Raw genomic sequence first — 20,501 nt, forward strand, 5'->3', positions numbered from 1 at the left:
GCTCCAGTCAAGGGGCTCTGCTCTTTTTTTGTGATTGTATAGGGCGACCGATTGTCGTTGGAGGGGTGTTGCGCGGGTCGTGCTTGTGAGGCCTGTCTCTCTTGGTCGGGTATTGCGACAAAAGCAAGAGGGGGTGACCCAAAAGTCTAATTTCATAAAAGCGAACTTACAGACAGTAACTTGGCCATCGTAATTTTATTAATAAGAGCCTTATCAAACTCCTTTCTGGGTGCTTTGATAAGGCTCTTTAATACTTAGAACTTACAATTTGTAATTTCTAAGAAAATGTATTTTACTTTTGGGTCACCCCCTCTCTATTCGATACGGTAACTCGTGGGAGAGTTTATTTGTTGACTCTGAATTTGTCGATACCCTCTTTGAGGAATCCTACCGATTGACGGGCGGCGGCGATACCGGCGTTGATGTTGGCCTCGGCCGTCTGGGCACCCATCTTCTTGGGGGTGAAGAATACCCGGTCGCCGAATTTCTCGGTCAGTGCGGCGGCTGTCGACGGAGCCACGTCGGCTACATAGCGGAAGTCGGGACGCTCCTCGAGCACGCGGGCCAAATCCTCTTCGTGAATCACCTCCTTGCGGGCGGTGTTGATGAGCACGGCACCTTTGGGCATGAGCGACATCAGGGCGTGGTTGATCGACTGTTTGGTCTCGGCTGTAGCCGGGATGTGCAGCGATACGAACTGGCAGGTGCGGTAGAGCTCCTCGACCGAAGCCACGGGTTTCACGCCGTCTTTCTCCATCACCTCGTTGGGGCAGTAGGGGTCGAAGGCGTAGAGCTCCATGCCGAATCCTTTGGCGATGCGGGCTACATTGCGGCCCACTTGGCCATAGGCGTGGATACCCAGCTTTTTGCCTTTGAGTTCGGTACCCGAGGTTCCGTTGAAGTGGTTACGAATCATCAGGATGGTCATGCCGAATACCAGCTCGGCCACGGCGTTGGAGTTCTGGCCCGGGGTGTTCATTACACACACGCCCTTGGCGGTGGCGGCGTTCAGGTCGATGTTGTCGTATCCGGCACCGGCGCGAACGACGATTTTCAGATTCTTGGCGGCGTCGAGTACTTCGGCGTCGACGATGTCACTGCGTACAATCAAGCCGTCGGCATCGGCGACAGCTTTCAACAGATCGGCTTTGGCGGTGTATTTCTCCAAGAGAGCCATTTCGATACCGGCGGCATCGAGTACCTCTTTAATACCGTTCACGGCTACGGCGGCAAACGGTTTTTCTGTGGCAACCAATACTTTCATGTCGATATACTCCTATGGATTAGTGGTTCTTTTCAAATTCCTTCATGGCCTCGATGAGCACTTCGACGCTCGACTTGGGCATGGCGTTGTAGATCGAAGCTCTGAAGCCGCCTACCGAGCGGTGACCCTTAATGCCTACGATGCCTTTGGTGCCGGCAAATTCGATGAAGGCGCTTTCGAGTTCCTTGTACTCCTCTTTCATTACGAAGCATACGTTCATGATCGAGCGGTCTTCGTGAGCGGCGGTGCCTACGAACATCTTGCTCGAGTCAATGGCATCGTAGAGGATAGCGGCTTTTTCGAGGTCGCGGCGCTCCATCTCTTTGATACCGCCCAACTCCTTGTAGTATTTCAGGGTTTGCAGGGCAGCGTAGATGGGCAGACACGGCGGGGTGTTGAACATCGAACCCTTCTTCACGTGGGTGCGGTAGTCGAGCATGGTGGGGATGGCACGCTCTACATGACCCAGGGCCGACTCTTTGACGATGACGATGGTCACACCGGCAGGAGCCAGGTTCTTCTGGGCACCGGCGTAGATGACGTCGTATTTCGATACGTCGATGGGACGCGAGAAGATGTCGGACGACATGTCGGCTACCAGAGGTACTTTCACATCGGGGTCGAAACGCATTTCGGTACCGTAGATGGTGTTGTTCGAGGTGAAGTGGAAGTAGTCCACGTCGTCGGGTACGGTGTAGCCTTTGGGGATGTATGAGAAGTTGGCGTCTTTCGAAGAAGCTACTACGTCTACTTCGCCGAAGAGTCGGGCTTCTTTGATGGCGTTGACGGCCCAGGTACCGGTCTCGAGGTAGGCCGCTTTTTTGTTCAGCAGGTTATAGGGAACCATGCAGAATTGCAGGCTCGCGCCGCCGCCCAGAAACAGTACGGAGTATCCGTCGGGGACCTCGAGCAACTCTTTGACCAGCGCTTGAGCCTCTTCGATAACGGCTGTAAACTCCTTGCTGCGGTGCGAAATCTCCATCAGCGACAGGCCTGTACCGGCAAAGTTGAGGACGGCGTCGGCCGTGTTTTTGATGGTGTACTCGCTCAGGATAGAGGGTCCTGCATAGAAATTGTGCTTCTTCATAACGATATTTGTTTAGTGGTTGGTATAAATTTGGTATTGATAGATTGCAAAGGTACTTCTTTTTCTCTATGTTTTTGTTTAATTTATATCTTTTTTGTCGCTATAAAAGGCGATTTTGTGTCTATTTGCTAACTTGAGTTGGCATTCCTGACATCTTATTTATATCGACCTTTCCATAGTTCGTTCAGGTGCTCTTTCAGCTTGTTCTCGGCCGGATTGTTCTGCGGTTTCCACCACCCGTGGTTTTTGAGGGCGTCGGGTAGGTATTGCTGGTCGACGAAGTGGCCGGGATAGTCGTGGGCATACTTGTAGTTCTTGCCATAGTCGAGCTCCCTCATCAGTTGGGTGGGGGCGTTGCGCAGGTGCAGAGGTACCGGCAGGTTACCCGTTTCGCGCACGGTCTCCAGAGCCTGGTTGATGGCCATGTAGGCCGAGTTGCTTTTGGGCGAACTGGCCAGGTAGATGGTGGTCTCGGCCATGATGATGCGGCTCTCGGGCCACCCGATGTTCTGCACGGCATCGAAGCAGGCGTTGGCCAGCAGCAGGGCGTTGGGGTTGGCCAGACCGATGTCTTCCGACGCTGAGATGACGAGCCGTCGGGCAATGAATGCCGGGTCTTCACCTCCCTCGACCATGCGGGCCAGCCAGTAGATGGCACCGTCGGGGTCGCTGCCCCGTATCGATTTGATAAAGGCCGATATGATGTCGTAGTGCATCTCGCCGTTTTTGTCGTAGGCGACCGGGTTTTGTTGCAGCCGCTCGGTGACGATGGCATCGTCGATGACAATCTTTTCGTCTTCGCCTACGGCCTGTGAGATGAGGTCGATGATGTTCAGCAGCTTGCGGGCATCGCCTCCCGAGTAGCGGAAGAGGGCGTCGGTCTCGCGCACCTCAAACTCGCGAGTCTTTAAATAGGTATCGCAGTGGATGGCGCGGTCGAGCAGCTGTTGCAGGTGTTTCACCTCGAGCGGCTTGAGCACATAGACCTGGCAGCGCGAGAGCAGCGGGCGGATGACTTCGAACGAAGGGTTTTCGGTGGTGGCTCCGATGAGGGTCACCGTGCCGTACTCGACGGCTCCCAGCAGCGAGTCCTGCTGCGATTTGCTGAACCGGTGTATCTCGTCGATGAAGAGGATGGGGCGCACCTTCGAGAAGATGTTGGCCTTGCAGCGGTCGAGCACCTCGCGCACCTCCTTTACGCCCGACTGTACGGCGCTGAGGGTGAAAAACGGGGCCTGTAACTGTTGCGAGATGATGTGGGCCAGGGTGGTTTTGCCTACACCCGGGGGACCCCACAGGATGAACGACGAGATCTTGCCCGAGTCGATCATGCGGCGCAAGACGGCACCCGGGCCTACCAGGTGTTCCTGCCCGATGTATTCGTCCAAGGTCTTGGGCCTGAGTCGTTCTGCCAAAGGTTGTAACATATTCGCTTCGTTCCGTTGATACAAATATACTCCTTTCGGCCCGTATTTCCAAAGGAAAGTGGCCGAAAGATACACCCGTCACCCCGTTTTGTCGGAGGCGTAAAAGCGGGGGTAAAAATTGAATGTTTCTTGGAGCGATTCGTAAAAAACTGTTATCTTTACCCCCGACAATTTAATGAAATGTATCATGCGTAAATTTATTCTTCTTTTGTGTCTGGCGGGGTTGGCTTCGATAGCCCCGGCAGCCGACACGGTCTTTGTCAAGGAGGCCCAGGTGCCTGTGCTGCTCGAGCGGCAGGACAATGTGATGTTCTATCTGCGTATTCCCGCCCGGGAGAGCCGCGTGCTCGACCAGGTGGTACTCGATTTCTCACGCTGTGCCGACCGGGCTTCGGTGGCTGCGGTGAAGCTCTACTACGGCGGTGTCGAGGCTCGGCAGGACGAGGGGAAGAATCGGTTTGCGCCGGTAGGCTACATATCGAGTTTCAGTGCCGGGAAGACCCTCTCGGCCTATCCCTCCTATTCGGTCAAGTGTGCCGAGGTGACCAGTCCCGATAAACGGGTGGTGCTCCAGGCCGACTACGAATTGTACCCGGGTGTCAACTTCTTTTGGGTGAGCCTGCAGATGAAGCCGGGCACCTCGCTCTCTGCGAAGGTCGGTGCCGAGCTGGCCTCGGTATCGCTCGACGGTAAGAAAGCCTTGTGCCATAGGGTTTCGCCCGACGGTATCGTGCACCGCATGGGTATCGGGGTGCGTCATGCCGGCAACGACGGAGCAGCGGCTTTCCGCATTCCCGGGCTGGTGACGACCAACGAGGGTACGCTGCTCGGTGTCTACGACGTGCGCTACAACAGCAGTGTCGACTTGCAGGAGCATATCGACGTGGGGTTGAGCCGCAGCACCGACGGCGGTAAGACGTGGGAACCCATGCGCCTGCCGCTCTCGTTTGGCGAGTATGGCGGATTGCCTGCCGCACAGAACGGGGTGGGCGACCCCTCGATTCTGGTCGATACAAAAACCAACACGGTGTGGATTGCCGCCGCCTGGACACACGGCATGGGCAACCAGCGGGCCTGGTGGAGTTCGCAGCGGGGCATGGACTTGGACCACACGGCACAACTCGTGCTCACCAAGAGTACCGACGACGGCAAAACCTGGTCGGAACCCATCAACATCACCTCGCAGGTGAAAGACCCCTCGTGGCGATTCCTGCTGCAAGGGCCTGGGCGGGGCATCACCATGCACGACGGCACGCTGGTATTCCCCATCCAGTTTATCGACTCGACCGACGTGCCCAATGCCGGCATCATGTACAGCCGGGATGCGGGCAAGAGCTGGCATATCCACAACCTGGCCCGCACCAACACCACCGAGGCGCAGGTAGTCGAGATTGAGGAGGGGGTGCTCATGCTCAACATGCGCGACAACCGGGGCGGCAGTCGGGCCGTGGCTATCACCCGCGACCTGGGGCGTACCTGGACCGAACATGAATCGTCGCGCAAGGCGTTGCCCGAGCCGGTGTGTATGGCCAGCCTCATTCGGGTCGAGGCCCAGGACAATGTGCTGGGGCGCGATATTCTGCTCTTCTCCAACCCCAACACGACGAAGGGGCGCAACCATATCACTGTCAAGGCCAGCCTCGACGGTGGGGTGACCTGGCTCCCCGAGAACCAGATTATGCTCGACGAGGAGGATAGCTGGGGCTATACCTGCCTGACGATGATCGACCCCGAGACGGTGGGGATTCTCTACGAAAGCAGTGTGGCTCACATGACTTTCCAGACGTTGAAACTCACCGAACTAATCCGTAAGAAATAGTATAAATTGTTGATTATAAACCTATAAATGGAGGTAGACCCACCGAAGGGTTTGCCTCCTTTTTTGTTAAAAGTCTTAAATTTAAGAATAAACATCCGGGGCAGATTAAACTTTTGGGGCAAACCGTAGTCATATAAGCAGAAACGCAATTCGAATTAGCAGACCAATAGATGAATTACTTAACCATTTAACGAAAGGAAAACGATTATGAAAAGAACAGTTGTATCGGTAGCGTTGGTATTGGCTTTGACCATGAGTGCTTTTGCCGGAAATCAAAATAAAAAACAGCCCCGGGAAAAATGTGAGTTCCCCTGCGAACAGATGGTGAAAAACTTGAACCTGAGCGACAAGCAGGTGAAACAGTTGAAAGAGGCCGATGAGACCTTCGATGCCGAGGTGAAAGCGCTTCGCGAGAAAAGCAAGGAGTTCCAAAAGAACAATCGCGAGTCGATGAAGGCTGCCAAGGCTCGCCGCGACTCTACGTTGAAATCGGTATTGACCAAAGACCAGTATATCCAGTATCTGGAGCAGAAAATAAAACGTCTCGAACGTCGTCCCGATGGCCGTTTCGACCGGAACGCTCGTCCCATGAACAAACGCTTCGACGGCAAGCAGATGCGTCAGGGGCGTTGCCCGATGAGTCCGGCCTCCGATGCTCCGGCCATCAATCCCCCGGCTCCTGATGCCGCAGCAAAGTAAACAACCACTTCATACATGATTTATAGGTTTTTTAGGTAGGCTGAAAAAAAAATGAGAGGCTATGCTTCCTCACGGGAACGTAGCCTCTCTGTTTTTGCCCGGTTCACTCCCTGGCGGGAGCTCGGGCTTCGAGGGAGGGAAAGAATATAAAAAAAGGAGCCGTGTCGCCTCAGGCAGCACGGCTCCGTATGGTTTATTTCACACCCGCATCAGTTGCGGAATACGATTTGATCGTTTTCGGCATCGACCACAATAGGTTTCGACCGATCCACTTTCTGGGCCAGCAGGTCTTTCGACAGCTGGTTGAGGATGAGCCGGTGGATAACCCGTTTTACAGGACGTGCACCGAACTCGGGGTCGTAGCCCTCGGTAGCGATGAGGCTCAAGGCCTTGGGCGTGATTTCGAGCGTAACACCGTTCTTCTCGAGCATCTTCTTGATGTTGTCGATTTGCAGCGATACAATCTGTTCGATTTCGTTCTTCGTAAGCGGCGTGAACATGATGGTCTCGTCGATACGGTTGAGGAACTCGGGACGTATGGTCTGTTTCAACATCTCCAGAACCTGCTCCTTGGTCTTTTCGATTACCTCGGCCCGGTTGGCATCGGTCATCTTCTCGAAGTTCTCACGAATCAGCGACGAACCCATGTTGGAGGTCATGATGATAATCGTGTTCTTGAAGTTGACCAACCGCCCCTTGTTATCGGTCAGACGGCCATCGTCGAGTACCTGCAACAGGATGTTGAAGATGTCGGGGTGAGCCTTCTCGATTTCATCGAACAGCACTACCGAATAGGGCTTCCGGCGGATAGCCTCGGTCAACTGACCGCCCTCTTCGTAGCCCACGTATCCGGGAGGCGAACCGATGAGTCGCGTAGCGCTGAACTTCTCTTGATATTCACTCATATCGATACGCGTCATCATGTTCTCGTCGTCGAACAGATACTCGGCCAAGGCCTTGGCCAGCTCGGTTTTACCTACACCCGTCGTGCCCAGGAAGATGAACGAACCGATAGGTTTGCGGGGATCGTTCAGGCCGGCACGGCTCCGACGCACGGCGTCGGCAATGGCGGTGATGGCTTCGTCCTGACCCACTACCCGTTTGTGCAACTCCTCTTCGAGGTGGAGCAGTTTGTCTTTTTCGCTCTGCATCATCTTGTTCACGGGGATACCGGTCCACCGCGATACGACGTCGGCAATATCTTCGGCATCGACCTCCTCCTTGATCATGGCCTTGTCGCCCTGCAACTCGTGCAAGCGTTGCTGGGTAGCGTGTATGTCGTCCTCTTTGGCTTTGATTTTGGCATACCGTATTTCGGCCACCTTGCCGTAATCGCCTTCGCGTTCGGCCTTATCGGCTTCGAAACGCAGGTTCTCGATGTCGATCTTGTTCTGCTGTATGCGGTTGACAAGCTCTTTCTCCGATTGCCATTTGGCGCGGAACTTGGTCTCCTCCTCTTTCAGGTCGGCAATCTCCTTGGCCAGCTGTTGCAGCTTCTCGGTATCGTTTTCACGCTTGATGGCCTCGCGCTCGATTTCGAGCTGTTTGATACGCCGCGTGATTTCATCGAGGGCCTCGGGCACCGAGTCGACCTCGATACGCAGTTTGGCGGCAGCCTCATCCATCAGGTCGATGGCCTTATCGGGCAAGAACCGGTCGGTGATGTACCGCTCCGACAACTGTACGGCAGCGATGATGGCATCATCTTTAATCCGCACCTTGTGGTGGTTTTCATACCGTTCCTTCAAACCACGCAGAATCGATATACTGCTCATCTCGTCGGGCTCGTCGACCATAACGATCTGGAACCGACGCTCCAGAGCCTTATCCTTCTCGAAGTATTTCTGATACTCGTCGAGGGTAGTGGCACCGATGGCCCTCAGTTCGCCACGGGCCAAGGCAGGTTTCAAGATGTTGGCGGCATCCATGGCACCGTCGCTCTTGCCGGCACCTACCAGGGTGTGAATCTCATCGATGAAGAGGATGATTTCGCCCTCGCTCTGGATTACCTCGTTGACTACCGATTTGAGTCGTTCCTCAAACTCACCTTTGTATTTGGCACCGGCGATAAGGGCACCCATGTCGAGCGAGAAGATCTGTTTGCTCTTCAGGTTCTCGGGCACATCGCCACGTACGATACGGTGAGCCAACCCCTCGGCGATAGCCGTTTTACCGGTACCCGGTTCACCTATCAGGATAGGGTTGTTTTTGGTACGCCGGCTCAAGATCTGCAGCACCCGACGTATCTCGTCGTCACGCCCGATAACCGGGTCGAGTTTGCCGCTACGGGCACGCTCGGTCAAGTTGATGGCATATTTGCTCAGCGCATTATAGGTATCCTCGGCCGAAGCTTCGGTTACTTTCTTCCCTTTCCGCAGCTCATCGATAGCAGCTCCCAACTCCTTCTCGGTAACGCCGGCATCCTTCAGGAACGACGAAGCCGAACTTTTGGTCAGGAACAGACCCATCAGCATGGCTTCCAGAGCCACAAACTGGTCGCCCAGTTTCTGAGAGTAGTCGATGGCTTTTTGAAGAGCGTCGTTAGCCTCGCGGCTCAAGTAGGGTTCGCCCCCGCTTACCTTTGGCAACGATTCTATCTCACGATCGAGCTGGCTGTTCAGCAAACCGGCGTTGACACCCAGCTTCTGGAAGAGGTACGAAGTAAGGCTTTCGCCCACCTGCAAGATTCCTTTCAGCAGGTGCACCGGCTCGATCGACTGCTCGTTGTGGTCACGGGCAATCTGCACGGCCTTTTGCACGGCCTCTTGCGATTTGATTGTAAAATTGTCAAAGTTCATATGATGTTCTCCTTTCTAATTTCTTGGTTGTGTTTACGCCCTTGTATAGTCAAAAGAAGTGCCAAACCCAAAAGGGTGAAATATTGTCTGAAAATCAGTCGGTTAATATGACAAAATGTCCTCGTTTATCCGTCCGTCCGTGGGGGCGTAGGGTAACGGGGTCATTTGTAGTATGTTCGATTTCTGACAAAATGTCGTCACTTCACATGTACAACACGCACGGCCCTCGAAAGTTCGACGGCAGGCGGGTGATTATGGGGTGGAAACGGGTAAAGGCGGAGTTATTTCCGAGGTTGGACCGAAAGGGAATCGGGGCGGTCGGTAGCCGTCGAGTCGGGCAGGGCGAGGGTATCGGTTGCGATGGCGGGAAGCTCCGGCCGCCGGGCGCTCGAATCGTTGGTCGTGGCGGGCAATTCGAGTTTGAATTGGGGGCGCTCCTTGCCCCAGAGCGGAGCCGTAAATTTCGGTTTCGACGGGGCCACGATGGTATCGTTGGCCAGCAGGGTAGAGATGAGCACCGGGTTGGCGATGCGGCTCACCGGGGCATTCCGTTTCTTCTCGAGGTTCTGTTTGATAGAGTCGGTCTCCTGTTTGGTGAGCAGCCGGTTGTCGTCGCCGAAGAGGGTCATCAGCACCATCTTGGTGCGCAGGGCCCGCTTCTTGCGTTTCCATTCGCGATAGAGCTCCACGGGGTCGATAATCCCCACATAAGCTATACTTGCACCGAATGGCATGGTGTTGGGTGCCCCCATTGTGAAGTTGTTGACCGGGCCGGGCCGGTCGTCCGAGAGGGGACGCAGCAGGTTGCGCACCAGAAAATGGTCGACCATGCGGGCAATCGTCTCGTCGTGCAGACTGGCGATGCTGTCCTTCACGGCATGCAGCAGGATGACGTTGAGCATGAACTCCGAGGGGTTCTCAGGAAAGAGGGTCGAGGGTCTCATCATCTGAATCGAAGCCTTCTCGAGATGGTCGTCCAGCCGACGTTGGATAAAGTGGTCGTTGGGGGTAGAGGTAGGCATCTGCTCGGTGCGGGGCCACGACTGTTCGCCCCCTTTGATTTCCAGCTCCGAGCCGTTGCCCGGTCGCATGGGGGGCGGGGTGGATTGTGCGCACACGGTACCGACGGCCGTCAGAAACAGGCCGCACAACCATAGTCGCATATCTCTTGTCGTTCGTGGTTTCACCATACCATTTGCAAAGATACCCGCAATTTGGGAAACCTCCCGCCGATTCTTCTCAAAATCACCGTTAATAATATGATAAAATATTTATAAATTCTTCGCCGGCAGAATCGGTACGGGGGGTGCTCCCTTTTTTATGGAGCTTTTCGGCCGGGTGCTGATTTTGACAAAACCGAAATAAATTTGATTTTACCCGCGGCTTGCACTATCTTTGCCCTGAAAAAAATCGGAGGCCGGGGTTCCCGGCGGCTGCACCATGGTGCGGGCCGGGGAAGTGCGGTGTCTCCTCTTGTTTTCAAACTTGAACGACAGACGATGGATTTTGAGCTGATACATACCGATGAGCGTAGCAGCGCGCGGGCGGGCGTCATCACGACCGACCACGGTACGATACTGACGCCTATCTTCATGCCCGTGGGCACGGTGGCGTCGGTCAAGGCCGTGCATCAGCGCGAGTTGCGCGACGACATCAAGGCCCAGATTATCCTGGGCAATACCTACCACCTGTACTTGCGGCCGGGCCTCGACATCTTGCACAAGGCCGGCGGACTGCACAAGTTCAACGGGTGGGAGCGCCCGATTCTTACCGACAGCGGGGGCTTTCAGGTATTCTCGCTCTCGGACCGCCGCAAGCTCACCGAAGAGGGGGCTCACTTCCGCTCGCACATCGACGGCTCGAAACACCTCTTCACGCCTGAGAATGTGGTGGACACGCAGCGCATCATCGGGTCGGACATCATGATGGCGCTCGACGAGTGTACGCCGGGCGATGCCGACTACGACTACGCCAAGAAGTCGCTGGCCCTTACCCGCCGCTGGCTCGACCGGGGGTGGAAGCACTTTTGCGAGACCGAGGGGCTCTATGGCTATCGGCAGACATTCTTCCCCATCGTGCAGGGGTGCGTCTACCGCGACCTGCGTACCGAGGCGGCCAAGCATGTGGCCGACCTGGGGGCCGACGGCAACGCTATCGGCGGTCTGGCCGTGGGCGAACCTACCGAAAAGATGTACGAGATGATCGAGGTGGTGAACGATATTCTGCCCCAAGACAAGCCCCGCTACCTGATGGGAGTGGGCACGCCGGCCAATATACTGGAGGGCATCGAGCGCGGGGTCGACATGTTCGACTGCGTGATGCCCACGCGCAACGGCCGCAACGGCATGCTCTTCACCCGCAACGGCATTATGAACATGCGCAACAAGAAGTGGGCCGACGACTTTTCGCCCATCGACCCCGAGGGTACCTCGTTTGTCGATACCTGTTACAGCAAGGCCTATCTGCGCCACCTCTTCATCAGCGAAGAGATTCTGGCCATGCAGATTGCCTCGATACATAACCTGGCATTTTATGTATGGCTCACCCAGGAGGCCCGTCGCCAGATTCTGGCCGGCACATTCAAGCCGTGGAAGGACGAGATGGTGCGCCGGGTGACTACACGGTTGTAAAACGTCGCATGATGAAGGTACTGAAGAAAATAGACATCTATATCATCAAGAAGTTTCTGGGAACGTACTTCTTTGCGATAGCCCTTATTCTGGCTATCACCATCATGTTCGACATCAACGAGAAGCTCGATTCGTTTCTCAAGGCGCCGTTGTCGGCTACGATATTCGACTATTTCTTCAACTTTCTGCCCTATTTTGCCAACCTCTTCAGCCCGCTCTTTACCTTCATTGCCGTCATCTTCTTTACCTCGAAGCTGGCCGACAACTCCGAGATTATCGCCATGCTCTCGAGCGGCATCAGTTTCAAGCGGCTCTTTGTGCCCTATATGATTTCGGCGGCCATCATCGCGGCGCTGAACCTCTATTTGAGCTGTTATGTGATACCGCCGGCCAATGTGACCCGCATCGAGTACATGAATACTTATGTGAAGAACAAGCGGGTCGACTATGCCAGCAACATCCAGTTGCAGGTCGAGCCCGGGGTCATTGCCTATATTGCCCGCTACGACAACAGCAACAAGACCGGCTACCGATTCTCGCTCGAGAAGTTCGACGACAAGGTGCTCAAGTCGCGCCTCACGGCCCAGACGGTCAACTACGACTCGGCCTATCACTGGCGGGCCAACAACTACCTGATTCGCAACTTCAACGGCATGCGCGAGGAGCTGGTGCGCGGTACTTCGCTCGATACGATTGTGCCCATCGAACCCTCCGACTTCCTTATCTCGCAGAACGACAGCGAGATGATGACCACCCCTGAGTTGCGCCGCTACATTGCCCGTCAGAAGGAGCGGGGGGTTGCCAACATCAAGAATTTCGAAATCGAATATGAACGGCGCTTCGCCATGGCGGCTGCCGCCTTTATCCTCACGGCTATAGGCATGTCGCTCTCGTCGCGCAAGGTGAAGGGGGGTATGGGTATCAACATTGGTATCGGGCTGCTGTTGAGTTTCTCCTACATCCTCTTCTCGACCGTGACCTCGACCTTTGCCGTATCGGGAGCCACTTCGCCCATGCTGGCCATGTGGATACCCAATATCCTCTACACGGTAATCGCGGTCGTGCTGTATAAAAAGGCTCCTAAATAGGAATAATTTCTTATTGTCTGAAAATAAATGCCTTTTTATTTTTTGCTGTGGAAATAATAGCCTACCTTTACCACCCTATTCTTTTATTTAATTTCAAGTACAAATAATGATTCAAGAAGATTTTGAGCAGCATGTGGTAAAACTGCAAGGTGCTCTGTTGGGCTTTGCCAAGAGTCTGACCCACAACGACGACGAGGCAAAAGACCTGTGGCAGGAGACCGCTCTGAAAGCCTTGGTGAATAAAGAAATGTACCGGGATTCGGGGAATATCAAGAGCTGGCTGTGCACCATCATGTTCAATCTCTTCCTGAATTGCCGCCGTCTTTCTTCCCGCCAGCAGGCCATGATAGCCGATTTCCAGCTGGACGCTGCCGACGACATGGAGGAGGCAATCAATGCCGAATGTGCCATATCGGCTACCGATATTCAGCAGATTATGAATTTGTTGCCGGCCAAGAGCCGCGAACTCTTCTCCCTCTATCTGCAAGGATACCATTACGACGAGATTGCCCGGCGCCTGAATATGCCGGTGGGTACGGTGAAGGTCCAGATATTCCGCATCAAGAACAAGTTGAGAGCCTGCAAAAAGCAGATTTTGTGACAGGCAGGTCCCGCGCTTTCGCCCGTAAGGCCCGACGGTATTTCCTCTCCTCTCGCCCATACGCACCGGTAAAAAAGATAGACCCGCACCTCTTCGCAGAGATACGGGCCTTTTTCGTTTATTTAAATCAGGAAGTTAATACGTCGTATGTCGTTCGTTACATGCCCGTGCCGCTGCCCGAGCCTCCCATGCCGCCGGCTGCGCCGCTACCGGCACCGCTGCCGCTGCTCTTGAGGTCGTCGTTGTTGATACTGCGGCGGGCCTTCTTCACGGCACTCTTCATCTGGCCGAACGAGTAGGTTATACCCAGCCGTACATACTGGCAGGGGTTGTAGTTGTAGCTGTCGATGCGGTAGTCGTCGTTCTTGATGTGCATGACAAACTTGCGCTCTTTCGAGAAGGGGTCGCTGGCCGAGAGGTTCACCTGCAACCGCTTGTTGAAGAACGACTGGCTCACGCTGAAGCCGCAGAAGGCAAAGGGAGCCGTGGTTCCCACCAGCATGCGGAATCCCGAGTAGTAACCCAGGTTGGCACTGATGGCACCGTCTTTCCAGGCATTCCAGCGGGCACCCAGAAAACCGTTGTAGTCCCACCCCCTGTTGGAGTAACCGGCCCGGGCCGAGCTGTAGTCGCCGTATCCGCCCGAGAGGTTGGTGTAGAGGTTGAGCGTGGGCAGCACGTTGCCCGAGAAGAATACGTTCAGCTTGCCCTCGCGCACCCGGCCTATGTTGTCGTAGGTGACGTTGGCGATACCGTTCTCGTCCATGAAGATGGTCTGCTCGATACCGTTGTTCTGCACGCGGCCGTTCAGCTCGGCGGCCAGGCTCATGCCCGTGGCGGTAAAGAGGGTATATCCCAGCGAGAAGGTGTGCGAAATCTCGGAGTCGAGGTTGGGGTTACCATAGGTCACCTGCATGGGGGTAGAGGTATCCTTGAAGGGGTTGAGTTGCCAGATGCCCGGTCGGCTGAGCCGCTGCGTGTAGGAGAGCTTGACGGTCTGCATCTCGCGCGGTTGCCACGAGAGGGTCACATAGGGTACCACGTTGAAGAAGTCGTTGTCGAAGCGGGTCTCTTGTGTACCTCCCTCGGCGTTGTGGTTGGTGGTGCGGCCGTCGTTCCAGGTCGATTCGAGCCGGGCACCCACCTTGCCGCTCCACTTCTTGATCTTCAACACATAGCCGGCATAGAGGCCCAGAATGTGCTGCGTGTAGTCGAGGTCGTTGACCGGCAGCAGCACGTCGCTCCAGGTGTCGGTAGGCTCGTCCCACAGGCTTTGGGTGCGGTTGCCGTCGCTCACGTTGCAGCGCATGATGTACTTGGCGCCGGCCTCGATCTGGTGCATCTCGGTGAGGGGGTCGAAGTAGTCGATCTGTACGGTCTGTTCGGTACCGTGAGCCTTGTTCTTGCTGCGTTCGATGTAGCTGTCCCAGTTGATGAGGCCGTTGCTCTCGGTGGTATAGTCCGAGTTGTTGGGGTTGTATTCAAACTGGTACGAAGCCGTGAGGGTGCGGTCTTTCTTGGCGAACGAGCGCTGGTAGTCGAGCGTACCCGACACCGAACCGTAGTCGCTGCTCGAGCGGGTGAGCGACTGGTATTGGCTGCTGATGTCGTTGGCCCGGTTGTAGTAGGTGTAGTCGAGGTTGGAGTTGGACTTGTTGTTGCCCAGCCAGCCGAAGGCCGAGAAGCTGATGAGGTTGAGGGTGTCGATTTCGTAGCTGGCCTCGATTGAGAGGTTGTGGCCGAGCCCTTCGAATCGCGACTTGCCGTAACCGGCCGAGTGGTTGAACTCGTCGCTGCCGTAGGTCTCGGAGAAGGCTTTCGAGCGGCCTCCGTGGCCGTTGGTGTAGCGGCTGCCCGAGTAGCGGCCCGAGAAGGCGAACTTGCCAATTTGCGAGGAGAGGTAGACGTTACCGCCGAATCCGCCGCGGTTGTCGGCGTTGGCCCCCACGCTACCCACTATGCCGTTGGAGTCGCGCCGCGACACGGTGACGATGTTGATGATACCGCCCACGCCCTCGGCCTCGTATTTCGACGAGGGGTTGGTGATGACTTCGATATTCTTGATCGAGCTGGCCGGCATGCTCTTGAGTACCTCCTTGAGGTTGTCGCCCGACATGATGGCCGAGCTCTTGCCGTTGAGCAGCACCTTGTAGTTGCTCTGTCCGTTGAGCCGGATGTTCTCCTCGGCATCGACGGTAATCATGGGCACCTTGCGCAGCATGTCGAGGGCGTTGTTGCTCGTGGCCTCGGGGTCGGCCTCCATGTCGTAGGTTATCTTGTCGATGTCGCTCTTGATGAGGGGGCGTTGGGCCACGACGGTTACCTCAGAGAGTTCGGTCCCTTCGGTGAGGGTGAGGTTGCCCAGGGCCTTGGTGCGTTCGCCCGGTTCGATGGCTACCTCTACGCGGTTGGTCGCATAGCCTACCGACGAGATGGCCAGCGTATAACGGTTGCCGGCGGCAGCCGTGGCGGTGAAGTTTCCGTCCACGTCGGAGGCCACGCGGGATAATACCTTGCCGTCGCTGTTTTCTACCCCTACGGTCACGAAGGGGATGGCCTCGCCACTGATCGAGTCGGTCACGGTGCCGCTTATTTTGCAATCGGCCGCAGCGGCGTGGGCCATAGTGAATGCCGAGAGTAGCATTCCCAGCAGAATACCCAGTTTGAAAACTCGTTTCATCTGTTTTAGTCAATTAAAATGTGTGATGAATAGATCGGTCTGTTCTTATTTTTTCTCTTTTTTATCCTTGTCGTCGGAGGTGTATTTCATACCGATGCCGAAACTCACGGCGTCGATACTGTCGTTGTCGATCGACTTCGACAGGTTGAACTCCATGAGGTCGATAGAGCCGGTCACACCAATGTTGTTGCCCTCGATCGACAGGGTGTTGAGCGCCTTGGGAAGGAAGGCGGTGCCTATGTTGTTTTTCGAGAGGCTCAACGAACATTTGTCGTTAAGGTATGCAAATAGTGTGCCGATATTGCATTGCTGGCAGGCAGTCCCACTGTGGCCTATGCTGTCCTGCACGACGAGCATGCCCACGTTCGATTCCCGCACGACCACGTCGCCTTGCGATTGAACGATGAGTTTATCGAAGTTGCTCTCCGAGAAATGGAGCGTGACGTTGGGGTTGTGGTTCTCGACGATGAGTTGGGTATTATGGTCGTAGTCGAGAGTCTGTTTGCCGAACCACGACTGGGGTATCGAGTCGTTTGAGTCGTCGGCCGACGGCTGCTCCAGCCACTGGTCGGTGAGGTGCAAGGTGTCGCCCGTGTAGTTTTCGCCGTTGGCAAAGACGATACCCTTCCGGGAATCTTTCTTGTCGCGGGTCGAGATGAAGATGCAGGAGTATACCGAGTCATTGTCGGTATCGTCGATAACGAGGTACCGCACGGGGGCGTTGGCATTTTCATTATAATCCAGCAACTCTTTCAGACTCTTCAATTTCGTTTCGGGCGAGAGGTTGCTGATGACTTTGATGGCGATGATGGGGGCGAATATCATCACGGCCAGAACGATTAACAGGACTATGGTCGAACGTTTCATGATGCTTGGTTTGAGGGGTTTGACGTGAGGTTTTCGATAAACTCCCGGTACATGGAGTCAATCTCGTCCATGGGGATGTGCAGGGTATAGAGCTGCATGAAGAAGCGTGGCAGTTCGGTCTTGAGGAATTCGTTTCGCCGGTATTCCGTGATTTTGTGTTTGGCGTCGGGCGAGACGAAGAAGCCGATTCCCCGCTTGTTGAAGATGATACCCTGGGTCTGCAAAAATTCATAGGAACGCATCACCGTGTTGGCGTTTACCTCCACGAGGACCGCGTATTCGCGCACCGAGGGTATGCGGGCTCCAATGGCATAGTGGCCCAGCAGTATCTCGTCGCTGATGCGTTCGGCGATTTGCAGGTAGATGGTTTGGTTCTCTTTGAATTGCATACTTATCGTTTGGTTTCGTTTATTTCGAGTTCTTTCATGCGCATGTATCCGATGTATCCGAACAGCAGATATTCTACGGCGCTGATGCCGTTGAGTATCCACACGAAGTCGTTGTTGTTGAAGCTGTCGAAGTAGTTGCCTACGACCAGGTAGGTGAACATCGACTCCAGCTCTTCCTTACCCAGCAGGGTGGTGTAGAAGATGATGACGATGATGCCCAGCAGGAAGCAGGCGGCAATGGTCTTGAGAAAACTGTTTTTCTGCCACAGCGTAGCTCCCAGCGTGAAGGTAACGATAATATTGATCGTGTAGTTCACCAGGAACGAGGTGCTGTACATGTTGTTGTTCCAGAAGGTGAGCAAGCCTTGCAGCGGTGTGCCCGGGTTGAAGGCTTCGCCGCGTATCATCGACGAGGCTGTCTCCGAGACATACTGGGCCACCAGGATGGCTGCGAAGAAGAGAATGGGGTAGAGCACGATGGTCCACAGCAGGTGGGCGATATACTTCTCGGCGGTCGAGGCGGGAACCACCAGGTAGAGCACCCGTTTGGAGCGGCGGCCTATCTGATCGGCCAGGCTCGAAGCACTCTTGGCGATATAGACAAAGAAGCCGAGCCAGATAATTATCTGTATGCCTGTCGAAGCGATGGAGGGAATCAGTCCCTCTTCGTCGGTCGAGTGGAAGAGGAACATCAAGAGGGTGTAGATGCCTGCCAGCGAAAAGAACTGGAGCAACAGTCCCCGTTTCCACTCGTGTATCTGCTTGGAGCAGTAGCGTCCGAAGCGTTTCAGGCTGAAGATGTTGGAGGCCGTCGGGCGTGAGGCTACCGAGGCGGTGGCCTCTTGGGCGTTGGGGGTTATGTCATATTCGTTCATGGTCGTCTTATTTTACAGGGTTGGCAAATATACGTTCGATTTCCGCCGGTTTTTCGATGGCGTAGTTGAAGAGCATCTCGATGTCGAGCGGCGTCTCTTCGCCCGTGGGGTTGGGCAGGATGGCGCTGTATCCGGCAATGGTCGAGACCGAGTAAAGGGCCCCTTCGATGTCGGCCTCGCCGGCTCCCTTGATAAATCGCAGGTGCGAGGTGATGTCGGCCGTGTCGCTGTCGAGCAGCAGGCGGCCACCCTCGAGAATGTCGATGCGGTCGATCATGTTTTCGAGGTCGCGCACCTGGTGGGTCGAGATGACGATGCTCTTCTGCTCGTTCATGCCCGAAGCGATGACCTTGCGGAACTGGCTCTTCGAGGGGATGTCCATGCCGTTGGTAGGCTCGTCCATGAGCAGCAGCGGGGTGTTGGTGGCCAGGGCAAAGCTCACCAGGTATTTCTTTTTCTGTCCCATCGAGGTCTTGGACAGGTTCTTGACATTCTCCAGTTCGAAGTCGGCCAGATACCGGTCGAACTGCTCGCGGTCGAAGCGGGGATAGAAGACGCTGTTGCGGCGTACGTAGGCATCGACCGAGATAGGGGGAAGGTCGAACTCCTCGGGTACGAGGAAAATCTTCTCGAGCGTTTCGGGGCGGCGGTGGCGCACCTCCACACCGTCGAGCGTGATGCGTCCCTTGTGGGGAAACATCAGGCCGCACATCATATAGAGCAGGGTCGATTTACCGATTCCGTTTTTACCCAGCAGCCCGTAAACCGAGCCCGGTTGTATCGTCAGGCTTATGCCGTTGAAGATGGGGGCCTTCTTTTTGTGATAACTAAATTCAAGATTCTCAATCTGTAACATAGTATTTCGGGATAAAATTGTTTTACTGTTTTGGTGTATTAGTTTAATAGTACACTGCAAATGTAGATAAACTTTTTGAATCTGCAACAAAAAAACTTATTTTTTTTTCTGTCGATTTGCAAAAGCCGTTAATGATTTGTACTTTTACCCAATCAAATAACCCCAAAAACATAGAAAAAATGAGCCAAAACGAAGATATATTTGCCTACGACGAAGACAAGGCTGTAGAGTATATAAAGAATGTATTGCCCCAGGAACTGAAAGAGAAGTATAGCTACGACGATATTGTCTACGTTACCGATGTCGTGTACGACTATTACGAGCAGAAGGGGTTCTTCAACGAGGATGCCGGCGACGAGGTGGAACTCGACGAAGACGACATCATCGACTTTGCCCGCAAGTGTGCCCACAAGGACGGCGTGAAAATCGACGACGAGGATATGCCTTTCCTGGTACGGGGTGAATTGGATTACGAAGAGTCGCTGGGTGTTTTCTGAGGAGGCGAGTGATGAACAGGAAAACAGGATTTATCATATTGCTGGGTGTAGCCGCGTTGCTCCCCGTCGAGGCGGCCTCGCAGAATGTCTTTCAGAAGGCGGCCAACACGGTGTCGTCGTGGTTCTCGTCGGACAAGTCGAAAGGCGAAGTGGCCCCGACCGAGCATATCGACCTCACGCAGTTGACCCTCGACGAGAATATCTCGATACCCGAGCTCGACAAGGAGGCCCGCAAGATACGCACCGCCCAGTCGCGTGAGATGCGCCGCTTGCAGAAGGCCCGTCTCACCGACCTGAAGCTGGTGCGCAACTACGAGGTAATCAAGGCTACCATAGCCGCTTCGAACCTCTTCCTGCCCAACGATACGGTGCTGAGCGAGAAGGCCGACATTTTTCTGCGTCCCTTCCTGGCCGACCTGCGCATACCCGATTACTACCATGTGATGCTGGTCATGCACAGCGACGATACCGGCTCGGAGGCTTACAGCCTCGACCTGACCCGCTCCCGGGTACAGGCCGTGCGCGACTGGTTTGCCCGTAACGGGGGCAATACCGACTTTGTGGTGACGTATGAGGCCGGTGCCTTTTCGCCTATCGCTTCGAATCGTACCATGGAGGGGCGGGCCAAGAACCGGCGGCTCGAAATCTATCTGATACCGGGCGAGAAGATGATCGATATGGCTCGCCGCGGTCAGCTCGACAAGCGGTAACCTTTCGGTTGTAAAACAAGTTCTCGGTCGGGGCAATTCCATTTGGAACTCTGGGTTTCATTTGTTTTTGCTCTCATCTTTCTTGTATCTTCGGATAAGACAGGATACGGTTCGGGATAGTCAAAAACTGAAAAACTCCGTTTTTCTTTTGACTCTTCGCTCATCTTTCTTGTATCTTCGGATAAGACAGGATACGGTTCGGGATAGTCAAAAA

The 20,501-nt window shown here is 54.9% G+C and carries 18 protein-coding genes; 7 read left to right on the forward strand and 11 right to left on the reverse strand.

Features of this window, described 5'->3' with window-relative positions:
• Positions 1-343: 343 nt before the first annotated feature.
• From Q1K76_RS11220 to Q1K76_RS11230, 3 genes are all read right to left on the reverse strand, one after another.
• Positions 344-1,264, reverse strand: a complete 921-nt coding sequence (locus tag Q1K76_RS11220) for an NAD(P)-dependent oxidoreductase (RefSeq protein ID WP_087408382.1) — start codon at positions 1,262-1,264, stop codon at positions 344-346.
• A 19-nt stretch (positions 1,265-1,283) separates the two neighbouring features.
• Entirely contained in the window at positions 1,284-2,351 is a 1,068-nt protein-coding gene (serC, locus tag Q1K76_RS11225) for a 3-phosphoserine/phosphohydroxythreonine transaminase (RefSeq protein ID WP_087408383.1), read from the reverse strand.
• A gap of 155 nt (positions 2,352-2,506) precedes the next feature.
• Positions 2,507-3,778 carry a replication-associated recombination protein A gene (locus Q1K76_RS11230; RefSeq protein ID WP_300133409.1) on the reverse strand — a complete coding sequence of 424 codons (1,272 nt, stop codon included), beginning with the start codon at positions 3,776-3,778 and terminating at the stop codon, positions 2,507-2,509.
• A 187-nt stretch (positions 3,779-3,965) separates the two neighbouring features.
• Between Q1K76_RS11230 and Q1K76_RS11235 the strand changes: the two genes are divergently transcribed.
• Both Q1K76_RS11235 and Q1K76_RS11240 read left to right on the forward strand, forming a co-directional pair.
• Positions 3,966-5,597 carry a sialidase family protein gene (locus tag Q1K76_RS11235; protein WP_300133412.1) on the forward strand — a complete coding sequence of 544 codons (1,632 nt, stop codon included), beginning with the start codon at positions 3,966-3,968 and terminating at the stop codon, positions 5,595-5,597.
• 207 nt (positions 5,598-5,804) lie between these two features.
• Positions 5,805-6,296, forward strand: coding sequence for a DUF4890 domain-containing protein (locus tag Q1K76_RS11240; RefSeq protein ID WP_258327101.1), 492 nt, complete (start codon positions 5,805-5,807; stop codon positions 6,294-6,296).
• 209 nt (positions 6,297-6,505) lie between these two features.
• Here the strand turns inward: Q1K76_RS11240 and clpB are convergent, their stop codons facing one another.
• Together clpB and Q1K76_RS11250 are read right to left on the reverse strand one after the other, a co-directional pair.
• A complete protein-coding gene (gene clpB, locus Q1K76_RS11245) occupies positions 6,506-9,094 on the reverse strand; it encodes an ATP-dependent chaperone ClpB (protein ID WP_298662437.1) in 2,589 nt (862 codons plus the stop codon).
• A 281-nt stretch (positions 9,095-9,375) separates the two neighbouring features.
• A complete protein-coding gene (locus Q1K76_RS11250; protein ID WP_298662435.1) occupies positions 9,376-10,257 on the reverse strand; it encodes a hypothetical protein in 882 nt (293 codons plus the stop codon).
• 336 nt (positions 10,258-10,593) lie between these two features.
• Between Q1K76_RS11250 and tgt the strand changes: the two genes are divergently transcribed.
• The 3 genes from tgt (at position 10,594) to Q1K76_RS11265 (ending at position 13,413) form a co-directional block, all read left to right on the forward strand.
• Entirely contained in the window at positions 10,594-11,724 is a 1,131-nt protein-coding gene (gene tgt, locus Q1K76_RS11255) for a tRNA guanosine(34) transglycosylase Tgt (protein ID WP_087408388.1), read from the forward strand.
• 8 nt (positions 11,725-11,732) lie between these two features.
• Entirely contained in the window at positions 11,733-12,812 is a 1,080-nt protein-coding gene (locus tag Q1K76_RS11260) for an LptF/LptG family permease (RefSeq protein ID WP_300133417.1), read from the forward strand.
• A 106-nt stretch (positions 12,813-12,918) separates the two neighbouring features.
• Positions 12,919-13,413, forward strand: coding sequence for an RNA polymerase sigma factor (locus Q1K76_RS11265; protein ID WP_300133420.1), 495 nt, complete (start codon positions 12,919-12,921; stop codon positions 13,411-13,413).
• A gap of 157 nt (positions 13,414-13,570) precedes the next feature.
• Here Q1K76_RS11265 and Q1K76_RS11270 read toward each other — a convergent pair whose 3' ends face one another.
• From Q1K76_RS11270 to Q1K76_RS11290, 5 genes are read right to left on the reverse strand one after another with little or no spacing between them, the layout of a single operon-like run.
• Positions 13,571-16,093 (reverse strand): TonB-dependent receptor, encoded by a 2,523-nt coding sequence (locus tag Q1K76_RS11270; RefSeq protein ID WP_300133423.1) that lies wholly within the window; start codon positions 16,091-16,093, stop codon positions 13,571-13,573.
• 45 nt (positions 16,094-16,138) lie between these two features.
• Positions 16,139-16,960 carry a hypothetical protein gene (locus Q1K76_RS11275; RefSeq protein WP_300133426.1) on the reverse strand — a complete coding sequence of 274 codons (822 nt, stop codon included), beginning with the start codon at positions 16,958-16,960 and terminating at the stop codon, positions 16,139-16,141.
• Complete coding sequence (locus tag Q1K76_RS11280) at positions 16,957-17,349, reverse strand: GntR family transcriptional regulator (RefSeq protein WP_300133429.1); 393 nt, start codon at positions 17,347-17,349, stop codon at positions 16,957-16,959. The genes Q1K76_RS11275 and Q1K76_RS11280 overlap by 4 nt, the downstream gene beginning before the upstream one ends.
• Before the next feature lie 2 nt (positions 17,350-17,351).
• Complete coding sequence (locus Q1K76_RS11285; RefSeq protein WP_300133432.1) at positions 17,352-18,224, reverse strand: hypothetical protein; 873 nt, start codon at positions 18,222-18,224, stop codon at positions 17,352-17,354.
• Between the two features lie 7 nt (positions 18,225-18,231).
• Entirely contained in the window at positions 18,232-19,080 is an 849-nt protein-coding gene (locus Q1K76_RS11290) for an ATP-binding cassette domain-containing protein (RefSeq protein ID WP_087408395.1), read from the reverse strand.
• Positions 19,081-19,259: 179 nt separating this feature from the next.
• Here Q1K76_RS11290 and Q1K76_RS11295 point away from each other — a divergent pair, with 179 nt between their 5' ends.
• On the forward strand, positions 19,260-19,577 hold the full coding sequence (locus Q1K76_RS11295; protein WP_300133436.1) for a hypothetical protein: 318 nt from the start codon (positions 19,260-19,262) through the stop codon (positions 19,575-19,577).
• 11 nt (positions 19,578-19,588) lie between these two features.
• Complete coding sequence (locus Q1K76_RS11300) at positions 19,589-20,287, forward strand: OmpA family protein (RefSeq protein ID WP_087408397.1); 699 nt, start codon at positions 19,589-19,591, stop codon at positions 20,285-20,287.
• Here Q1K76_RS11300 and Q1K76_RS11305 read toward each other — a convergent pair.
• On the reverse strand, positions 20,269-20,501 hold a 233-nt coding region (locus Q1K76_RS11305; protein ID WP_300133439.1), incomplete at its 5' end, for a hypothetical protein. The genes Q1K76_RS11300 and Q1K76_RS11305 overlap by 19 nt on opposite strands.

Origin of the sequence: uncultured Barnesiella sp. (assembly GCF_946496565.1) — a bacterium.
Lineage (GTDB): Bacteria > Bacteroidota > Bacteroidia > Bacteroidales > Barnesiellaceae > Barnesiella > Barnesiella merdigallinarum.

What these genes read in the sequence shown, in the direction of transcription:
- Q1K76_RS11220 (WP_087408382.1), bottom strand. Translation starts at nt 1,264, where the DNA reads ATGAAAGTATTGGTTGCCACAGAAAAACCGTTTGCCGCCGTAGCCGTG.
- serC (WP_087408383.1), bottom strand. Translation starts at nt 2,351, where the DNA reads ATGAAGAAGCACAATTTCTATGCAGGACCCTCTATCCTGAGCGAGTAC.
- Q1K76_RS11230 (WP_300133409.1), bottom strand. Translation starts at nt 3,778, where the DNA reads ATGTTACAACCTTTGGCAGAACGACTCAGGCCCAAGACCTTGGACGAA.
- Q1K76_RS11235 (WP_300133412.1), top strand. Translation starts at nt 3,966, where the DNA reads ATGCGTAAATTTATTCTTCTTTTGTGTCTGGCGGGGTTGGCTTCGATA.
- Q1K76_RS11240 (WP_258327101.1), top strand. Translation starts at nt 5,805, where the DNA reads ATGAAAAGAACAGTTGTATCGGTAGCGTTGGTATTGGCTTTGACCATG.
- clpB (WP_298662437.1), bottom strand. Translation starts at nt 9,094, where the DNA reads ATGAACTTTGACAATTTTACAATCAAATCGCAAGAGGCCGTGCAAAAG.
- Q1K76_RS11250 (WP_298662435.1), bottom strand. Translation starts at nt 10,257, where the DNA reads ATGCGACTATGGTTGTGCGGCCTGTTTCTGACGGCCGTCGGTACCGTG.
- tgt (WP_087408388.1), top strand. Translation starts at nt 10,594, where the DNA reads ATGGATTTTGAGCTGATACATACCGATGAGCGTAGCAGCGCGCGGGCG.
- Q1K76_RS11260 (WP_300133417.1), top strand. Translation starts at nt 11,733, where the DNA reads ATGATGAAGGTACTGAAGAAAATAGACATCTATATCATCAAGAAGTTT.
- Q1K76_RS11265 (WP_300133420.1), top strand. Translation starts at nt 12,919, where the DNA reads ATGATTCAAGAAGATTTTGAGCAGCATGTGGTAAAACTGCAAGGTGCT.
- Q1K76_RS11270 (WP_300133423.1), bottom strand. Translation starts at nt 16,093, where the DNA reads ATGAAACGAGTTTTCAAACTGGGTATTCTGCTGGGAATGCTACTCTCG.
- Q1K76_RS11275 (WP_300133426.1), bottom strand. Translation starts at nt 16,960, where the DNA reads ATGAAACGTTCGACCATAGTCCTGTTAATCGTTCTGGCCGTGATGATA.
- Q1K76_RS11280 (WP_300133429.1), bottom strand. Translation starts at nt 17,349, where the DNA reads ATGCAATTCAAAGAGAACCAAACCATCTACCTGCAAATCGCCGAACGC.
- Q1K76_RS11285 (WP_300133432.1), bottom strand. Translation starts at nt 18,224, where the DNA reads ATGAACGAATATGACATAACCCCCAACGCCCAAGAGGCCACCGCCTCG.
- Q1K76_RS11290 (WP_087408395.1), bottom strand. Translation starts at nt 19,080, where the DNA reads ATGTTACAGATTGAGAATCTTGAATTTAGTTATCACAAAAAGAAGGCC.
- Q1K76_RS11295 (WP_300133436.1), top strand. Translation starts at nt 19,260, where the DNA reads ATGAGCCAAAACGAAGATATATTTGCCTACGACGAAGACAAGGCTGTA.
- Q1K76_RS11300 (WP_087408397.1), top strand. Translation starts at nt 19,589, where the DNA reads ATGAACAGGAAAACAGGATTTATCATATTGCTGGGTGTAGCCGCGTTG.